This is a genomic window from Streptomyces sp. NBC_01571 (assembly GCF_026339875.1).
In the GTDB taxonomy this organism is placed as follows: Bacteria; Actinomycetota; Actinomycetes; order Streptomycetales; family Streptomycetaceae; genus Streptomyces.
This window is the reverse complement of record NZ_JAPEPZ010000001.1, coordinates 5,538,019-5,554,331: the sequence shown is the minus strand read 5'-3', so window position 1 is coordinate 5,554,331 and position 16,313 is coordinate 5,538,019. Positions and strand designations below refer to the sequence as shown.

Genomic DNA, 16,313 nt, shown 5'->3' with positions numbered 1-16,313 from the left:
TGCGCGGATATGGTCGCGCCCCTCGCGCACGCCTCACACGCCGCACGGCGCATGCCGCGCACCCCCGGCACCCGCTTCAGAGCCGTGTCGCGAGTGTCAGGAACTGTCGTCCGCGCGTCAGGTGAAGGCCAACACCGTGACCTGTCGCCCTCCTCGCGCGTTCCATGGGATCCGGATGCCCGTGTGGACGTACGCCGAGAGGTGAGCCTGCGATGAGCGAGGGACAGCGGCGACGCGTCGTGGTCGGGGTCAGCGGCTCGCTGGGAAGCCTCGCGGCCCTGCACCGGGGCGCGTTCGAGGCGCACCGCCGGGGTGCCGGGCTGGTGGCCGTGGGCGCCTGGGAACCGCCACGGGGGGCGCTCACCCATCCGAGTTCGATGCTCACGCCGCCCGTGGCCGAGTTCCGGCAGCTGGCGGACGAACGGCTGCTCACCGCCCTCGACACGGCCTTCGGCATCGACGGGCCGGGAGTCCCCCTGCGGGTGGTGGCCGTGTGGGACCGGCCGGGGCGTGCCCTGGTGCGGGCCGCGGACCGCGCCGGCGACCTCTTGGTGATCGGGGCCGGACGCCGCGGCAGGGTGCAGCGCGCGTTGTTCCCCTCGGTGGCGCGCTACTGCCTCGCGCACGCCGCCTGTCCGGTGCTGGCCGTGCCCCGCTCCCCCCTGCACCGTGAACTCGCCGCGGTACGACGCCGCGTCAGCCTGCGTCTGCCCCTGAACGCCGGCGAGCTGACGGACGACCGCCCCTGAGGCCGGCCGAGAGCCCGACCGAGAGAGCGACCGACAGTCCGGCCGATGGACCGCCCGTGAGGCCCGGGAAGGCCGACCCCGCTCGGCCCCGTCGACGGCGCCCGGGGGCGTGACGTGCGCGACCTGTACCGACGTACGGCCGGCCTTGCTTGCAGATGCAAGGATCTCGCGCCTATGTTGGCGCGCATGCAGTCCTACACCATCGGCCAGGCCGCCCGGCTGCTCGGCGTGAGTCCGGACACCGCGCGACGGTGGGCGGACGCCGGGCGCATCACCACGCAGCGCGACGAGGGCGGGCGGCGCGTCATCGACGGGCGCGATCTCGCGGCCTTCTCCGTCGACCTGGCGAAGACCGGCGAGGAGGACGAGACCTCCTACACCTCGGTGCGCAACGCGTTCCCGGGCATCGTCACCGCCGTCAAGCTCGGCGACGTGGCGGCTCAGGTGGAGATCCAGGCCGGTCCGCACCGGCTGGTCTCCCTGCTGACCCGGGAGGCCGTCGAGGAACTCGGCCTGGAGGTCGGTATGGAGGCCACCGCCCGAGTGAAGTCCACCAACGTGCACATCGACCGCACGTAGGCGCGGGGGACGCCGGGAGGGCGCCGGGGGGCGGTGGCCCCGCGTTCTCAGGACGTGGTCGTCGGGGCCGGGGTCGGTGACGTCGACGTCGACGTCGAATAGGAGTGCGCCCCCGTGCCCGCCAGCCCGCCGCCGTCGACGATCAGGTACTCGTCCCGGATCGGTGTGCCCTCCAGCCACGATTCCAGGATCTCGCGGGTGCCCGCCGCGTAGCGGGCCTGGGCAGAGAGCGAGGAGCCGGAGATGTGCGGGGTCATGCCGTGGTGCGGCATGGTGCGCCAGGGGTGGTCGGCGGGCGCGGGCTGCGGATACCAGACGTCACCCGCGTAGCCGGCCAACTGCCCGCTGCGCAGCGCGCGTTCCACGGCGTCGCGGTCCACGATCAGGGCGCGTGCCGTGTTGATCAGATACGCGCCGCGCTTCATCGTGGCGAGCAGCTCGTCCCCGAACAGCCCCTCCGTCTCGGGGTGCAGGGGCGCGTTGACGGTGACGACGTCGCAGTGCGGCACCATGTCGGCGGTGGTCGGGTGGAAGGTCAGCCCGAGCTCCCGCTCGACCGCCTCCGGCAGCCGGTGCCGGTCGGTGTAGTGCAGTTTCACGTCGAAGGGCGCGAGGCGGCGCAGCACCGCGAGCCCGATGCGCCCGGCGGCGACCGTGCCGACGTGCATGCCCTCGAGGTCGTACGAACGGGCCACGCTGTCCGCGATGTTCCAGCCGCCGTCCAGGACGACCTGGTGCGAGGGCAGGTAGTTGCGGACGAGGGAGAGCGTCATCATCACCACGTGCTCGGCGACGCTGATGCTGTTGCAGTACGTCACCTCGGCCACCGTGACGCCGTGCTCGATGGCCGCGTCGAGGTCGACGTGGTCGGAGCCGATGCCCGCCGTGATCGCCAGCTTCAGGTTCTTCGCGGCGGCGATCCGCTCGGGGGTCAGGTACGCCGGCCAGAACGGCTGCGAGATCACCACGTCCGTGTCGGGCAGTTCACGGTCGAAGACCGAGCGGTCGCCGTCCTTGTCGGAGGTGACGACCAGGGTGTGTCCGCGGTCCTCCAGGAAGCGCCGCAGGCCCAGTTCGCCCGTCACACTGCCGAGCAGGTGGCCGGGCGTGAAGTCGGTCGCCTTGGGGGTGGGCGTGGTCTGGCCACCGGGATAGTGGTCGATGGCGGGGAGGTCGTCGCGGGCGTACGTCGTCGGGTATCCGTCGGTCGGGTCGTCGTACAGCACACAGAGCACCTTGGCCATGGCGCGGCTCTCCTCAACTCCGGTTACGGAAGGTCCCCTTCACCATCCTCGGGGTCGATTCCGCAGGTCAAAGCGAACGTCGCTATGCGGAGATAGCCGGCGGCTATCAACTCCGGCCGCCACCCAGGTAGCTGGTCAGCAGAGCGTCCAGCGCGTCCCGCACGCCCGCCTCACGCGCCACCTTCAGCAGTGCCTCCGCCAGTACGGACGGGGGGTCGTCCCGCGCCACCACGAGGCCCACCCGCGGTCCGTGCGCGGGCCCTTCGAGCGGCACCACCCGCATGCCCTCCGGTACGCCGAACATGTGGAGCCACGCATGCGAGATCACGCTGGACCAACGGCCGTTCGGCAGTTGCGCGTACAGCCCGGCGACGCTGTCGGACTCGATCGTGGGCACGGCCGTCGCACCGTCGGCGGCGAAGCACTCGTCGATGATGCGCCGGTTGCGCATCCGGGGGTTGAGCAGGCACAGCGGCAGGTCCGCCGCCCGTGACCAGCGTGCCGTGGACGCAGTGGCCAGTGGGCCGTCCACCGGGGTCAGCAGCACGTACCGCTCCTCGTACAGCGGGAAGCGCCGTACGTGCCGCAGTCCGTCGTCGTCGAGGTACGTCATCGCCGCGTCGAGCTCGAACTCGGCGAGTCCGTGGGTGATGTCCGCGGACGACAGGGACTCGAGGCTGACCCGGGCTCCCGGGTGACACTCGCAGAACGGGGTGGTCAGGAGCGAGGCGGCGGGCAGGGCGGTGGGCACGATGCCCAGGCGCAGGGTGCCGGTCAGGCCGCCGCGCAGCGCCGACAGTTCCTGGTGCAGGGCGTCGCGCTCGGCGAGGATGCGGTGCGCCCAGGCCAGCACCACTTCGCCCTCCGGGGTCAGCCCCTCGTACCGCCGTCCCCGGCGCACGATCGGCACGCCCAGTTCGTGTTCGAGGCGGCGGATCGCGGCGGACAGCGAGGGCTGCGAGACGAAGCAGGCCGCCGCCGCGCGGGCGAAGTGCCGCTCCCGGGCCAGCGCGACCAGGTACTCCAGCTGACGCAGCAGCATGCGCGACCTCCCGCGAACGGCGACCCGTCGACTACCGACTACCGGCCACCGGCCACCGGCCACCGGCCACCGGCCACCGGCGGGTCAGGGTCGCAGACGGGTTCGCGTCACGTCCATGGGCGGGAGGGACCGTAGTGGCCGTCCACGTGGATGGTGTCGATGCCGCTGATGTGCCGGGCGCCGCAGCGGTCCTGGGGCAGCACGAGCTGGGGGCCCGCCAGGTCCAGCGGGGTGCCGTCGACGCCGACGGCGAGGAGGACCGGGGCGTGGGCGAAGTCCGGGTCGATCCCGGCCCGGGTGAGCAGGGCGTGATGGCCGTCCGCGCCGCCCACCGCGATGAGGAAGCGCAGGCGGTCCTTGCGGCGGGCGGGGTCGAAGCCGGGACCCGCGTCACGCAGCACGTCGTGCAGCAGCGGGCCCTCGAAGCGGTGGTGCTGTACGCCGCTGGTGGCGCACTCGAAGCTGACCCGGGCCCGGTGCTGGGGCCACGCCAGCAGATCGGGCACGGTCAGCCGGGCCGGGCGGGCGAGGTCCCCGGTCAGGGCGACCGACGCGAGCGAGTGGGCGGGCGGATGTGTCAGGGACCGGCTCACCGGGCTCCACCTCCCGGAAAACCGTACCCAGAGCGCCGTCCCGTACAAACGCACATGCGGACACTGGGTCGTTGATCGTGCGGCTCATGCGATGCGCCAAAAGACTTATGGCTCGCATCTGCGGAAGTATGATCAGCGCAAGCATGCCTGAGGCCTCCGAGGGAGTACACCCGTGATGACCCGATCCGCGCGCCGAACCCGCCGCACCGGCCGGATGCTGCAGGTGGCCGGTGTCGGCGCCGCCGCGGTGCTGGCCCTGAGCGCCTGCTCCTCCGACTCCGACAGCTCCACGAAGTCCGGTTCCACCGCGAAGTCCGACAAGCTGTCGGGCACGGTGACGGTGTTCGCCGCCGCCTCCCTCAAGGAGAGCTTCACGACCCTGGGCAAGGACTTCGAGAAGGCCCACCCGGGCACGAAGGTGACCTTCAACTTCGGCGGCAGCGACACGCTCGCCGCCGGCATCACCGGAGGCGCCCCGGCCGATGTGTTCGCCGCCGCGAGTCCCAAGACCATGGCCATCGTGACGGACAAGAGTGACGCGGCCGGCACTCCGGCCACCTTCGTGCGCAACCAGCTGGAGATCGCGACCCTGCCCGGCAACCCGGACAAGGTCGCCTCCCTCGAGGACCTCACCAAGTCCGGCCTGAAGGTGGTGCTGTGCGACAGGACGGTGCCGTGCGGCGCCGCCGCGCAGAAGGCACTGGACGCCAGCAGCCTCAAGCTCACCCCGGTCTCCTACGAACAGGACGTGAAGAGCGCCCTGACGAAGGTGGAGCTGAAGGAGGCGGACGCCGCGGTCGTCTACAGGACCGATGTGAACGCCGCGGGTGACAAGGTCGAGGGCGTGGAGTTCCCCGAGTCGGCCAAGGCCATCAACGACTACCCGATCGTCCTGCTCAAGGACGCGCCCAACGCGGCCGCGGCCAAGGAGTTCATCGCGCTCGTGCGGTCCCCCGAGGGCCAGAAGGTACTGACCTCGGCCGGGTTCCTCCAGCCGTGACCGAGCCGGACCGGGCGGGCGCCGAGGTTCTCGCGCGGGGCGACGCCCCCGACGACGGACCTCGGCGGCCGCGTGTCCGGTGGGGTACCCGGCCGCGTGTCCGGCCGGGCCTCCGGGGCGGGGTGCCGCTGCCGCTGCTGCTGCCGGCCCTCGTCGGTCTGGCGTTTCTGCTGCTGCCGCTGCTCGCTCTGCTGGTACGGGCTCCCTGGCGCGGCCTGCCGAACCTGCTGACGAGCACCGCGGTATGGCAGGCGCTGCAGCTCTCCCTGGTCTGCGCGACCGCGGCCACCGGCGTGAGCCTGGTCCTGGGCGTACCCCTGGCCTGGCTCCTCGCGCGCACCGACTTCCCCGGACGGGGCTTCGTCCGCGCGCTGGTGACCCTGCCGCTCGTCCTGCCGCCCGTGGTGGGCGGTGTCGCGCTCCTCCTGGCGCTGGGGCGCAACGGTGTCGTCGGGCAGTGGCTGGACGCCTGGTTCGGGATCACGCTGCCGTTCACCACGGCGGGGGTGGTGGTCGCGGAGGCGTTCGTGGCGATGCCGTTCCTGGTCATCAGTGTGGAGGGCACGCTGCGGGCGGCCGATCCGCGCTACGAGGAGGCGGCCGCGACGCTCGGCGCCTCCCGGTTCACCGCGTTCCGCAGGGTCACGCTGCCGCTGATCGCGCCGGGCATCGCGGCCGGCGCCGTCCTGGCCTGGGCCCGCGCGCTCGGCGAGTTCGGGGCGACCATCACCTTCGCGGGCAACTTCCCCGGCCGTACGCAGACCATGCCGCTCGCCGTCTACCTGGCCCTGCAGAGCGACCCCGACGCGGCGATCGCGCTGAGCCTGGTACTGCTCGTCGTGTCGATCGCGGTCCTGGCCGGACTGCGGGACCGCTGGATGACAGGGGCGTCATGACGGGCGTGAACCCCGCGACCGGGAAGAACCCGGCACCCGGGAACGGGCCGGCCGCGGAGGGTGGCCGCGCTCCCGGCGACGGGCCGTCCTCCGGCAACGGCCCGACACGGACCGGGAACCCCGCGCCGGACCAGAACCCCGCGCGGCCCCGGGCCCCCGCACCGCACCAGGACCCCGCCCAGGCCTCCAACCCCCCCGCCCAGGCCTCCAACCCCGCGCCTGTCGAAGACATCGCCCCGGACCAGACCCCCTCGCCTGCCAGAAACACCGCCCCGGACGAGGACACCGCGTCGGCCCAGGGCCTCGACGCCCGCCTCGTCGTCGACCGCGGCGGCTTCCACCTGGACGTGACGCTGAGTGTCGCTCCCGGCGACGTGGTCGCGCTCCTCGGGCCGAACGGCGCCGGGAAGACCACCGCGCTCCGGGCCCTGGCCGGTCTCACCCCGCTCTCCCGCGGCGGCCGGCTCCGGCTGGACGGCGTCGCCCTGGACCGTACGCCGCCGGAGTCCCGTCCGGTCGGCGTCGTCTTCCAGGACTATCTGCTCTTCCCGCACCTGACGGCCCTGGACAACGTCGCGTTCGGGCCGCGCTGTCAGGGCGTGCCGAAGGCGGAGGCACGGGCGCAGGCAGCCGCCTGGCTCGACCGGATGGGCCTGGCCGGCCACGCCGGCGCCAAACCGCGCCGGCTCTCCGGCGGCCAGGCACAGCGCGTCGCCCTCGCCCGCGCGCTGGCCATCCGCCCGCGGCTGCTCCTGCTCGACGAGCCGCTCGCCGCGCTGGACGCCCGTACCCGGCTCGACGTGCGCGCCGGACTCCGGCGCCATCTCGCCGAGTTCGAGGCCGTGGCCGTACTCGTCACCCACGACCCGCTCGACGCGATGGTGCTGGCCGACCGCCTGGTCGTCGTCGAGCACGGCCGGGTGGTCCAGGAGGGATCCCCCTCGGACATCGCCCGCCACCCGCGCACCGACTACATCGCCCAGCTGGTCGGCCTCAACCTCTACCGGGGCACGGCCGGGGGACACACCGTACGGCTGGACGCGGGCCCGGCGATCACCACCACCGAGGAGCTGTCCGGCCCTGTCTTCGTGGCCTTCCCGCCCGGCGCCGTCACCCTGTACCGCGACCGGCCGACCGGCTCCAGCGCGCGCAACCTGTGGCAGTGCGAGGTCGCCGGTCTGGAGACGCACGGCGACCAGATCCGTGTGGACCTCACCGGTGAACTCCCCCTGGCCGCAGACCTGACGACCGTCGCCGCGGCCGAACTCGGCCTGCACACGGGCGCGTGCGTCTGGGCGACGGTCAAAGCCGCCCAGACACACGCGTATCCGGCATAGGGCGTACGGCGCCGGTGCCGGTTACGCGGACGGGACCTGCGGCACGGCGTCGGCCCGCACCATCACACAGTCGAACTCGACCACCCGCCCGGTCGTCTCCTCGCGGGTCACCGGGTACATGCCCGTGATCTCGAACCCGGCCTCCTCGTACGTGGCGATCGCCTCCCGCATCCGGGGGCTGCCCTCGTAGAGCCGCAAGGCGGCGACCTCCGACTGCATACCGACGAACTCCGCGATCCGCTCGCCCGCGCCGGCGAACACCTCCAGGTCGTAGCCCTGGGTGTCCATCTTCAGGTAGGGGCGGGGATCGGTGATGCCGTCCAGCGCCTTCTCCAGCATCCCGTCCAGCCGGCGGATCTCGATGTCCTCGGTACGGGTCTTCGCGAACCGGAGGTAGCGGTCCTTCCCGTAATCGCTGGGCGGAAGAAGGGAGTTCATGGTGTTCCAGCCCACGTGGATGGACTGCGCGGAGTCCTCGCGCCCCAGGCCGACGTTGAACACCCGCCAGTCGTCGTCCTTCTCCGCCGCACGCACCAGCTTCTCGAAGGCGTCCGCGGTGGGTTCGAAGGAGACGATGCGGCCGGTGTAGCCGAGCCTGCGCAGCCGACGACCGTACTGGCCGGCGTTGGCACCCACGTCGAAGACGCAGTTCACCCGGTACTTCTCCAGCAGGGCGGTCACATGCTGGGTGCACAGATACTCGGCGGCCGCGATCTGGAAGCGGCGCTCGTCGGCCGCCGACGCCGTCTCGTCGACCAGCAGCCGCCCGCCGGACTCGCCGAAGGGCACGCTTCCCCAGGCGTCGCCCTGTGCCGAGGACTCGCGGGCGACCACCCACATGTCGGCCTTCTTCTCCGGGCCGACGGGGGTGACCTCGTAGCGTCCTCCGCCGCGGGCGATCAGATCGGCCGCACGGCCCACGGGCACGCGGGTGCGCCTGCCGCGTCGGTAGACCACCGCCGCGCCCGAACCGAGGTCGAGAACCTGCACGCCTATCCGGGGGAGCAGACCGAGCATTCTTCTGTAAAGGGTCGGCATCCCCACACCCTTTCAGAATCACGCGGGTCACGGGAGTTGCTCGAACAACTTTCGCGCGAACGAACATCGGGTGACAGTCGTCGGTACCGGCGCGCGTCGCGATCGCCGCACCCGCACCTCTTAGCACGGGAGGACCGGCCGTGACCGCCTCCTGTACACCGTTGGCGGGTTTGTGACCCCGATCGCCGGTTGCCGATCGCCGGGGGCGGGCATCACCCGGGGGCAGGACCGCCGCGCGCCGTTTCGCGCGGGGCCCGGCCGGCGGGGGTCCGGCCGCCGGGTACCTGGTGTCCTGGGAGGGGAAGTGAGGTTGTCATGCGTGCGCAGCAGCGCGCCGTCCGGCAGACCGCCCGCGTGGAGTACACCCTGCCACGCACGGCCGTTTCGGCAGGCAGGGCCCGTAGGTTGACGTCGGCGTTCCTGACCCGGCCGCGTCCGCGGACGGTGCCGCCGACCGCCGACCAGGTCGACGACGCCACGCTCATCGCGTCCGAACTCGTCGCCAACGCCGTCCGGCACGGGCGTACCGGCTGCCGGCTGCGTCTGCAGGTGGGGCACGGCGGCGAAGTGACCGTGGAGGTCCACGACGACAGTCCGGGCCGGCCCCGGGTCGGCCTGGTGGACACCGACGCGGAGAGCGGCCGGGGTCTCGCGATGGTGCAGCACCTCGCCCACCGCCTGGAGGTCGTGAGCACGGGTATCGGCGGCAAGACGGTCCGCGCGGTCCTGGCCGTGTAGCCCCGTTCCCGACCCGCGGCGCCCGTTCCCGACCCACGGCGTCCGTCCCACCCCAACCCGCACCGCCCCCGGGTGTCCGCCCCAACACCCGGTCTTCGCCCCCTGCGACGAGCGGTGACCGCGGTCTCCTGCCCCGCCCCGCGATGCCCCTCACCGTCCCCCTCTCTCCGACGGGCGGCGAGGCCCGCGCGGGCACCACGGCCGGCGCCCGCTCAGCGGGAACGGGAAACGGACTGCCCCTCGGGCGGTCCGCCGGGAGGGTGACGCGGGGCGGCCCGTCCTCAGGAGTCGGCCGGCGGACGGACCGCCCGGATGTAGAGACGTGCCATGCGCTTCTCCCCGGACTCCCCGCGCCCCACCCACGAAAGGCCGCCGAGGAGCCGGCGCGCGGCCGCCGGCGCGACGGCGATCGCGGCGGGTGCCCTGACCGTTCTGCTGCTGCTCCTGTCCTCCGGAGGCGAGGACCCGACACCCCGTGCCCTCTCGGCGGACGAGGCCCGGCGCATGGCACTGGCCCGGTTCCGCGCCTACGAGGCCAGCCCCGCGGAAGTGACGGTGCGGCTGCCCCCGGTGGGGGAGGAGACGGGGACCGTGACGGTCCGCGCGGTGGTCGACCATCGTGTACGCCGGGCGGTGGGCGCGTACGAAATGGTGGACGGCGCCCGCACGTTACGGGGCCTGCTCTCCTGGGACCCGGGCGGCGTCGCCATGGCCCGGCCGCCGGCTCCGGTGCCCGGCGGAGCACCCGGACGGAGGACACGGCCCCCCGAACGGGACGCCGTGACGACCGCCGCGCAGGCCGTCCGCAGGGCACGCACCCTGAAGTCCGGCCGGTGGGCCCGCCGCCCCTACTCCACCAGCCCGCTGGACCGCGCCTTGCGCCTGGTGCTCTCCGTGGCCGCGGACCGTCCCGATGACGCGCGGCGGCTCGCCCGGTCGGGTCCGCTGTGGCTGCGCGAGGAGGACCTCGACGGCCACGGTTACGACGTCTTCTCCGGCCCGCACCCCACGGCCTCGCCCGCCGACACCTCGCCCCTCACCTACTGGATCGGCACCGGGGGCGACCTCCGCCGCATCACCGCCCGCGTCACCCCGGGCCATTACGCGACGGTGGACTTCGTGGCGGCCAGGGTGCCCACAGGGGTGCCGGGCACGCCCTGGGAGAAGAAGTGAGGAGCGGGGAAGGGGAAGCAGCGCAGCGCAGCGCCGCGCCGGATTCCGGGGAAACGCCCCGGGAGGAATCACCGGGGGAGTCGACCGCGCGGGTGGGACGGGCTCCGTGCCGGCGTCGGGAGACGGGGCCGGGACGGCTAGGCCGGTTCGGCCCAGCTGGGTACGGCGGTAACCGCCGGCGCGGCGGCGGCCCGGCACACGAAGCCGAGCCGGACGAGCGCACGGGCCACCTCGGCCTCGGTGAAGTCACGACGGTCCTGCTTGGTGATGACCTCGCCGACCTGCTTGACGGGGTAGGCGTGCGGGCCGACGACCACGGACGCGCTGGTGACGGACTCGGGCTCGACGCCCGCCATCGAGTGCTCGACCTCGCTCTTGATGAGGTCGAAGGGGAAACGGGCGATCACACAACGCATGGCGCCTCCGCGGGATGAAGTTTCGTGGCCCGAAAAGTGGGCGAGTCGGGCCGGAAAGTGGGCACGGCGGACAGAAAATTCGCCGGAAATTCAATCCGGGACGAAACCAGCCGGGGGACGAAACCAAAAAAGCAGGTGGCCGGGGCCCGCACCTCAGGGTGCAGGTCCCGGCCACCTGTAAGCATCGGCCGACTCAGAAGTCAGGCGTCAGCGGGTCCCGGACTAGGCGGGGACGATGTTCTCCGCCTGGGGGCCCTTCTGGCCCTGCGTGACGTCGAAGGTCACCTTCTGGCCTTCCTGGAGCTCACGGAAGCCCTGGGTGGCGATGTTCGAGTAGTGGGCGAAGACGTCGGCGCCGCCGCCGTCCTGCTCGATGAAGCCGAAGCCCTTTTCCGCGTTGAACCACTTCACGGTGCCAGTAGCCATGTCAATCTCCTTCGGGGCAAAGCTCGAGGACCCACACTGTGCGGGTCCGCGTCGCCGCGATGTTGCCCCCTCCGGATAAAACCGGAAATTCAGAAGCGGCCGACCGGTATGGACCGGAAAGACGCTCCAAGACTTTGGGAACCACAACTGCAACTGATATCGACACTAGCACGCCACGGCCCCGGAAGGGCGGCGCACTATCTCACCGCACTGCGGGGAATAAGGAACCACCCCCTCGGCCGAGCCATTTTCTATCGCGGCCATGACAGATATTCCACGCCCTCCCGCACCGGATTCCCCGTGCCGGGACCGGGCCGCCCTTACGGACGGCTCGTGAGGCGGGCCCTGCGGCACGACGCGTCGTCGAGGCGGTCAGCCGCCGAACCGACGCGGCAGACGGTCCCCGCCCGGCGTGTCGCGGTCGGCGTGTCGCGGTCGGCGGCCGAAGAGATCGCGTGGCGTGCCGTCCCGCCCGCCCGCGCCCCCGCTCCGAGTTGCCGCCCCGCGACGACCGGTGTGCGCTGGAGACCGGCCGTCGGCCGCCCGGCCGACGGGATCCACCTCGTACGGGTTCGAGACGGGACGCACCTCGGACGCCGGGGGGACGGTCCGTACGACGCAGGAGAGTGCATGACGAGCGAGCCCGGTGCGGTGTCCGAGACCTTCGCGTTCGCGTGCCGGAACTGCGGGCACACCTGGGAGGCGACGTTCCAGGTCATGTTCTTCACCGATCCGACCGACGCAGCAGGCCTGCACACGCAGGAGTACGTCGACGAGGACGGCGTCGCGATCAGGTCGCCGCTGGCCGACGCGGTGTGCACACGGTGCGGCAGCCGCCGGGTGCGGGTGACGACGCCGGGTGCCGGGCGGGCGGCGCACGACCCGGCCGGCTGACGTCCGGCGCCGCGGGTCACCCGGACGGGCCCGGTGCGCTGGTGCCACGCCGCACCCGGTGGTGGCGTGGCAGGAGACATCGCGCCCGCCGTCAGGAGGCCTTCGCCGTGAACCGTCCGCCGTACCGCCCCGCCTCCGGCCTCCCCCCGTCCCCCGTGCCCCGGCTGCTGGTCTGCGCCCTGACGGTGGGCGTGCTGTGGTCGGCGGCCGCGTGCTCGAACGACGGCGGCTCCGCGGGTGGCCGTACGGTCCCCGCCTCCCCGCTGGCCGAGGTGTCGTCCGGCCCGTCGTCCACCGCCACGCTCACCGAGGCCCGGGCCAGGGCCGCGCTGATCACCAACGCGGACCTGCCGTCGCAGTGGTCGGGGACGTCGGGGGCGGCGACCTGGCGGGACGGCCTGCTCAAGAGCAAGGTCGACGCGGCGGGCTTCGGCACGGACAAGAGCGCCGCCGCCGACTGTCAGAAGCTGCTCGACGGCCTGTACGCCGAGGAACTGCTCGGCCCGGCGAAGGGGACGAAGGCCGTCACCGGTTTCGACGACAGCAACAACCAGGCGCAGATGCATTACCAGGTCGCGCAGTACGGGCAGGCGGAGCTGAGCAAGCGACTGGCGTGGATCGCCACGCTGCCCCAGAAGTGCGCCGAGTTCACGGCCGTCGACGGGCAGGGCGGGCAGCAGAACGTCCAGGTCGTGTCGGCGCAGCTGCCCGACGAGGGTGACGCCCGGCAGGGACTGCAGTTGACCATGAACGGACAGCTGGACGGCGAGCCCTCGACCCTGACCCTGGACATCGCCGCCGTAAGGGTCGGCGACAGCGCCCTCTTCCTCACCAACGGCGGCCTGGACGGCGCCGAGTCGGACTCGACGGCGCAGGCCGTCCAGCAGGGCACCCCGCGGCTGCGGCAGGTGCTCGAAGGAAAGACCCCCGCCGCCAGCCCGACGAACTGACGGACCGCGGTTCGTGGGCCCGGCCGGTCCGACTGCGCCGGGCTCACCGGCTGTGCCGGGCGTACGGACCGGTCGGGCGTAGGGCCGTCCGGGCGTAGCGCCGTCCGGGCGTATCAGGCGTACCGGGCGCTATTCCATCCGCTCGACCGCGTCCTTCGCCTCCTTGAGGCCCACTCCCGTGAACTCCCGGTACGCCTTGATCGCCTGGATCTTCCTGCCGTCACGCACGAGCGCCACCACCTGCTCCAGCTCCGGTTCGGCCTGCTGGATGCCCAGGTGGTCGAGGATCAGGTCGAGTTTGCGCTCGACGCGGGCGATTCTGCGGTCGGTGCGACCCAGCCTTCCGTCCATCCCCGCGTAGCTCGCAAAGACGATCATGGCGAGGACGAAGAACCCGAGTATTCCCATGGGCCCGATCCTAGGGAACGTCCACGCCCAAACGGCCCAACAGGCCCAGCAGTGTGATCCGTTCGTCCTCGTCGAGCGGCGCGAAGGACGCGGCGAGCACTTCGAGGGCGACGGCACGCCCGGCCTCCAGGGTCCGTTCACCCGCCTCGGTGAGGTGGTGCTCGATCCGGCGGCCGCGGCCGGGGCGCCGCTCGACGAGGTGCTGGGCGGCGAGCCGGCCGGCCAGCGTGCCGAAGGACTGGTCGCCCTGGAACGTCGCCGCGGCCAGCTCGTGCGCGGAGGCACCGGGCGACCGGCCGATCGCGCGCAGCGCGTCCCACTGGGCGAGGGTCGTGCCGACCGCCGCGAGGCGGGTGTCGAGCGCCCGGTGATGCCGGTACTGCGCCTCCTTCACCGCCCGCCCCAGCGTCTCGAGGTCGACCGCACCGACCGGGTGACCGTCCACGCGCTTCTCCTCCTCCGTCGTGCCACGAGTGATGTCACGAGTCTAAGGCCTCAAATACGCTTGCGTATATACGCATGCGTAGATACGGTGGGCGCATGGCTGACACCAGGACCCGTACCGTCCGCACCCGCCCCGACCTCCCGCTCACCCTCACCGAGAGCGGCCCCGAGGACGGCCCTCTCGCCCTCGTCCTGCACGGCGGTGGCGGCCCCGCCACCGTCCAGGGCATCGCCGCCCATCTGGCCGCCCGCATGCGGGTCGTGGTGCCCACGCACCCGGGCTGGAACGGGACCGAGCGCCCCGACTGGTTCACCGGCGTGGACGACCTCGCCCTCGCCTATCTGCACTGGCTCAAGGACGAGGGCCACCGCGACGTCCTGGTCGTGGGCTCCTCGCTCGGCGGCTGGACCGCCGCCGAGATGGCCTTCCGCGACGACGGCGACCGCATCACCCGCCTCGTGCTCGTCAACTCCGCCGGCGTGGACGTACCGGGCGAGCCGATCCGCGACATCTTCGCCCTCGACCCGCGCGAGATCGGCGCGTACTCCTTCCACGACCCGGCCCGCTTCGCCGTGAACCCCGCCACCCTCACCGAGGAACAGATCACCGCCCAGAAGGCCAACATGGTGACGCTGCGGGCACTGTGCGGCGACCCGTACATGCACGACCCGAAGCTCCTGAACCGCGTCGGCCGGATCCGGGTCCCGGCACTCCTGCTGTGGGGCGAGAGCGACCGCATCGTGACGCCCGCGTACGGGCGGGCGTTCGCGGCGGCCTTCGCCGACGCGCGGTTCGTGTCCGTGCCCGAGGCCGGCCATCTCCCGCACATCGAACGGCCCGCGGCGACGTTCGGCGCCCTCGACGCCTACCTGGACGGTATGGCCGTCGCGACCGGCTGACGGCCCGCCGAGGGCCGCGCACCCGTGCCACCGGTGGCCGGAGGAGCGGTGTCCACCGCCGTCTCGGACGGCCCGGAGACCGTGTCCCCGATCTCGACCACCGCGCCCAGGTCCAACTGCCCGTACAGCCACTGCGCGTCGGCCGGCCGCAGCCCGATCCAGCCGTCCGTGACGTCGTAGTTGCCGGGGGCCTTCTGGTCGGTGGAGAGGGCGCCGACGAAGTTCGTCGTCCCGTCCGCGGCGCGCAGTTCGATCACCCAGGGCACCTTCAGCGCATAGACGTCCTTCGGGCCCACCTCCAGGGCGGGCACCACCCGGACGTCCCGTTTCGCCACGACCGTCATCCGGCCCGTCGGCGTGGGGCGGCCGGGCATGCCCACGGAGACGGGCATGTCGCGGCCCGCGGCCGTCAGCACCCGGCGGGCGAGATCGACGGTGGCGCCGACCGCGACGGGCGTACGGGCCGGGGCGGTGGGACTCGCGGCCGGGGACGGACGTTCCCGCGTCCCGCCGCCACCGAGGTTCAGGGCCAGCAGCAGCGCCAGGCTCGCCGCGGCGCAGACACCGGCGACGGACACGGTCACGGCCGTGCGGCGGCGACGCCGTCGGCGTACCGCCCGGAAGCGGACCTCGGCCCCGGACACCGACGGCGGCGTCTCACCGGAGACGGCCAACTCGCGCAGATCGGAGGCGAGTTCGGAGGGGAGTTCATCGGACACGGTCGTCCTCCCTCTTCCCCTGGTCCGCGGCGTCGGCGTCGGCATCGGCATCGGCGGAGGCCACCGGGCCGGCGGAGGGCTCCGCGGTGTTCGCCCGTCGCCCTCCGTGGGCCTTCTTCCCCCCGTCGGCGGCCACCCACTCGTCCGCCGCCAGTTCCCGGGCCAACGCCGCCCGGCCACGGGACAGCCGGGCCTTGACCGTGCCCACGGGGGCCCCGGTTTCGGAGGCTACCTGCTCGACGCTGAGGTCGCACAGATGGTGCAGGACCAGCGCCATCCGCTGCGCCTCGGGCAGCGTGCGCAGTGCGGCGACCAGCGCCGTGCGCTCGGGATCGGGTCCCGGGGTGTGCTCGGGCGGCGGGGTGCGGCGGACGAGTTCCAGCCAGCGGCGCGCGCGACGCCACCGGCTCACCGCGAGCCGCATCGCCACGGTCCTGATCCACGCCTCCGGCGCCCCGTCGGCGAGGAACTCCCGCCGCCGGTCCCAGGCGCGCACGAACGCCTCCTGGACGACGTCCTGCGCCTCGCCGTGGTCCCCGGTGAACGCGAAGAGCTGGCCGGTCAGCCGGGGGAACGCGGCGGCGTAGAACGCGTCGAACTCTTCCTCGGTCATGCCTCCCGCAGCTTCCTCGGTCGTGCCCCCCGGCGGAGATTCCGGAATTTCCGCGGTCCCGTGCAACCCGGCGGAACGTGCCGTGCGTACAGGTCCCGTACGCCGCACATCGAAACACACCGCAAGGGGAACAGGATGACGCGCAGAGCCAGGA

The 16,313-nt window shown here is 72.8% G+C and carries 20 protein-coding genes; 10 read left to right on the top strand and 10 right to left on the bottom strand.

The window, feature by feature from the left end:
* Positions 1 to 212 precede the first annotated feature (212 nt).
* Together OHB41_RS25045 and OHB41_RS25040 are read left to right on the top strand one after the other, a co-directional pair.
* Positions 213 to 749: a universal stress protein gene (locus tag OHB41_RS25045; protein ID WP_266700428.1), complete on the top strand. Its 537-nt coding sequence runs from the start codon at positions 213 to 215 to the stop codon at positions 747 to 749.
* Between the two features lie 186 nt (positions 750 to 935).
* Positions 936 to 1,328 carry a TOBE domain-containing protein gene (locus OHB41_RS25040; protein WP_266700427.1) on the top strand — a complete coding sequence of 131 codons (393 nt, stop codon included), beginning with the start codon at positions 936 to 938 and terminating at the stop codon, positions 1,326 to 1,328.
* A 47-nt stretch (positions 1,329 to 1,375) separates the two neighbouring features.
* On the opposite strand, the gene OHB41_RS25035 is transcribed toward OHB41_RS25040, so the two are convergent.
* The 3 genes from OHB41_RS25035 to OHB41_RS25025 all read right to left on the bottom strand — a co-directional run bounded on the left by OHB41_RS25035 (position 1,376) and on the right by OHB41_RS25025 (position 4,207).
* Positions 1,376 to 2,572: an NAD-dependent formate dehydrogenase gene (locus OHB41_RS25035; RefSeq protein ID WP_266700426.1), complete on the bottom strand. Its 1,197-nt coding sequence runs from the start codon at positions 2,570 to 2,572 to the stop codon at positions 1,376 to 1,378.
* Between the two features lie 106 nt (positions 2,573 to 2,678).
* Positions 2,679 to 3,614: a LysR family transcriptional regulator gene (locus tag OHB41_RS25030; protein WP_266700425.1), complete on the bottom strand. Its 936-nt coding sequence runs from the start codon at positions 3,612 to 3,614 to the stop codon at positions 2,679 to 2,681.
* Between the two features lie 107 nt (positions 3,615 to 3,721).
* Positions 3,722 to 4,207, bottom strand: a complete 486-nt coding sequence (locus OHB41_RS25025) for a molybdopterin-dependent oxidoreductase (protein WP_266700424.1) — start codon at positions 4,205 to 4,207, stop codon at positions 3,722 to 3,724.
* Positions 4,208 to 4,382: 175 nt separating this feature from the next.
* On the opposite strand from OHB41_RS25025, the gene modA reads away from it, so the two are divergent.
* From modA to OHB41_RS25010, 3 genes are read left to right on the top strand one after another with little or no spacing between them, the layout of a single operon-like run.
* A complete protein-coding gene (gene modA / locus OHB41_RS25020; protein ID WP_266700423.1) occupies positions 4,383 to 5,207 on the top strand; it encodes a molybdate ABC transporter substrate-binding protein in 825 nt (274 codons plus the stop codon).
* A complete protein-coding gene (gene modB / locus OHB41_RS25015) occupies positions 5,204 to 6,103 on the top strand; it encodes a molybdate ABC transporter permease subunit (protein WP_451288789.1) in 900 nt (299 codons plus the stop codon). The genes modA and modB overlap by 4 nt, the downstream gene beginning before the upstream one ends.
* Positions 6,100 to 7,440 carry an ABC transporter ATP-binding protein gene (locus OHB41_RS25010; RefSeq protein ID WP_266700422.1) on the top strand — a complete coding sequence of 447 codons (1,341 nt, stop codon included), beginning with the start codon at positions 6,100 to 6,102 and terminating at the stop codon, positions 7,438 to 7,440. Before modB ends, OHB41_RS25010 begins: the two co-directional genes overlap by 4 nt.
* Positions 7,441 to 7,461: 21 nt before the next feature.
* Here the strand turns inward: OHB41_RS25010 and OHB41_RS25005 are convergent, their stop codons facing one another.
* Positions 7,462 to 8,478, bottom strand: a complete 1,017-nt coding sequence (locus OHB41_RS25005; protein ID WP_266700421.1) for an FkbM family methyltransferase — start codon at positions 8,476 to 8,478, stop codon at positions 7,462 to 7,464.
* Positions 8,479 to 8,793: 315 nt separating this feature from the next.
* On the opposite strand from OHB41_RS25005, the gene OHB41_RS25000 reads away from it, so the two are divergent.
* Together OHB41_RS25000 and OHB41_RS24995 are read left to right on the top strand one after the other, a co-directional pair.
* Positions 8,794 to 9,216 carry an ATP-binding protein gene (locus OHB41_RS25000; RefSeq protein ID WP_248002027.1) on the top strand — a complete coding sequence of 141 codons (423 nt, stop codon included), beginning with the start codon at positions 8,794 to 8,796 and terminating at the stop codon, positions 9,214 to 9,216.
* A gap of 327 nt (positions 9,217 to 9,543) precedes the next feature.
* Positions 9,544 to 10,389 carry a hypothetical protein gene (locus OHB41_RS24995; RefSeq protein ID WP_266700420.1) on the top strand — a complete coding sequence of 282 codons (846 nt, stop codon included), beginning with the start codon at positions 9,544 to 9,546 and terminating at the stop codon, positions 10,387 to 10,389.
* A gap of 137 nt (positions 10,390 to 10,526) precedes the next feature.
* On the opposite strand, the gene OHB41_RS24990 is transcribed toward OHB41_RS24995, so the two are convergent.
* Complete coding sequence (locus tag OHB41_RS24990) at positions 10,527 to 10,805, bottom strand: SCO5918 family protein (RefSeq protein ID WP_266700419.1); 279 nt, start codon at positions 10,803 to 10,805, stop codon at positions 10,527 to 10,529.
* Positions 10,806 to 11,027: 222 nt separating this feature from the next.
* On the bottom strand, positions 11,028 to 11,231 hold the full coding sequence (locus OHB41_RS24985) for a cold-shock protein (protein ID WP_010986199.1): 204 nt from the start codon (positions 11,229 to 11,231) through the stop codon (positions 11,028 to 11,030).
* Positions 11,232 to 11,861: 630 nt separating this feature from the next.
* Here OHB41_RS24985 and OHB41_RS24980 point away from each other — a divergent pair.
* Positions 11,862 to 12,125, top strand: a complete 264-nt coding sequence (locus tag OHB41_RS24980; protein WP_266700418.1) for a hypothetical protein — start codon at positions 11,862 to 11,864, stop codon at positions 12,123 to 12,125.
* Between the two features lie 107 nt (positions 12,126 to 12,232).
* Complete coding sequence (locus tag OHB41_RS24975; protein ID WP_266700417.1) at positions 12,233 to 13,075, top strand: hypothetical protein; 843 nt, start codon at positions 12,233 to 12,235, stop codon at positions 13,073 to 13,075.
* A gap of 129 nt (positions 13,076 to 13,204) precedes the next feature.
* Here OHB41_RS24975 and OHB41_RS24970 read toward each other — a convergent pair whose 3' ends face one another.
* Together OHB41_RS24970 and OHB41_RS24965 are read right to left on the bottom strand one after the other, a co-directional pair.
* On the bottom strand, positions 13,205 to 13,483 hold the full coding sequence (locus tag OHB41_RS24970) for a ribosomal protein L7/L12 (protein ID WP_266700416.1): 279 nt from the start codon (positions 13,481 to 13,483) through the stop codon (positions 13,205 to 13,207).
* A gap of 10 nt (positions 13,484 to 13,493) precedes the next feature.
* Positions 13,494 to 13,928 carry a MarR family winged helix-turn-helix transcriptional regulator gene (locus OHB41_RS24965; protein WP_266700415.1) on the bottom strand — a complete coding sequence of 145 codons (435 nt, stop codon included), beginning with the start codon at positions 13,926 to 13,928 and terminating at the stop codon, positions 13,494 to 13,496.
* Positions 13,929 to 14,023: 95 nt separating this feature from the next.
* On the opposite strand from OHB41_RS24965, the gene OHB41_RS24960 reads away from it, so the two are divergent.
* Positions 14,024 to 14,827, top strand: a complete 804-nt coding sequence (locus OHB41_RS24960; protein WP_266700414.1) for an alpha/beta fold hydrolase — start codon at positions 14,024 to 14,026, stop codon at positions 14,825 to 14,827.
* Here OHB41_RS24960 and OHB41_RS24955 read toward each other — a convergent pair.
* Together OHB41_RS24955 and OHB41_RS24950 are read right to left on the bottom strand one after the other, a co-directional pair.
* A complete protein-coding gene (locus tag OHB41_RS24955; protein WP_266700413.1) occupies positions 14,794 to 15,546 on the bottom strand; it encodes a L,D-transpeptidase in 753 nt (250 codons plus the stop codon). The genes OHB41_RS24960 and OHB41_RS24955 overlap by 34 nt on opposite strands.
* Positions 15,536 to 16,159 carry a SigE family RNA polymerase sigma factor gene (locus tag OHB41_RS24950; RefSeq protein ID WP_526024959.1) on the bottom strand — a complete coding sequence of 208 codons (624 nt, stop codon included), beginning with the start codon at positions 16,157 to 16,159 and terminating at the stop codon, positions 15,536 to 15,538. The genes OHB41_RS24955 and OHB41_RS24950 overlap by 11 nt, the downstream gene beginning before the upstream one ends.
* Between the last annotated feature and the right edge of the window lie 154 nt (positions 16,160 to 16,313).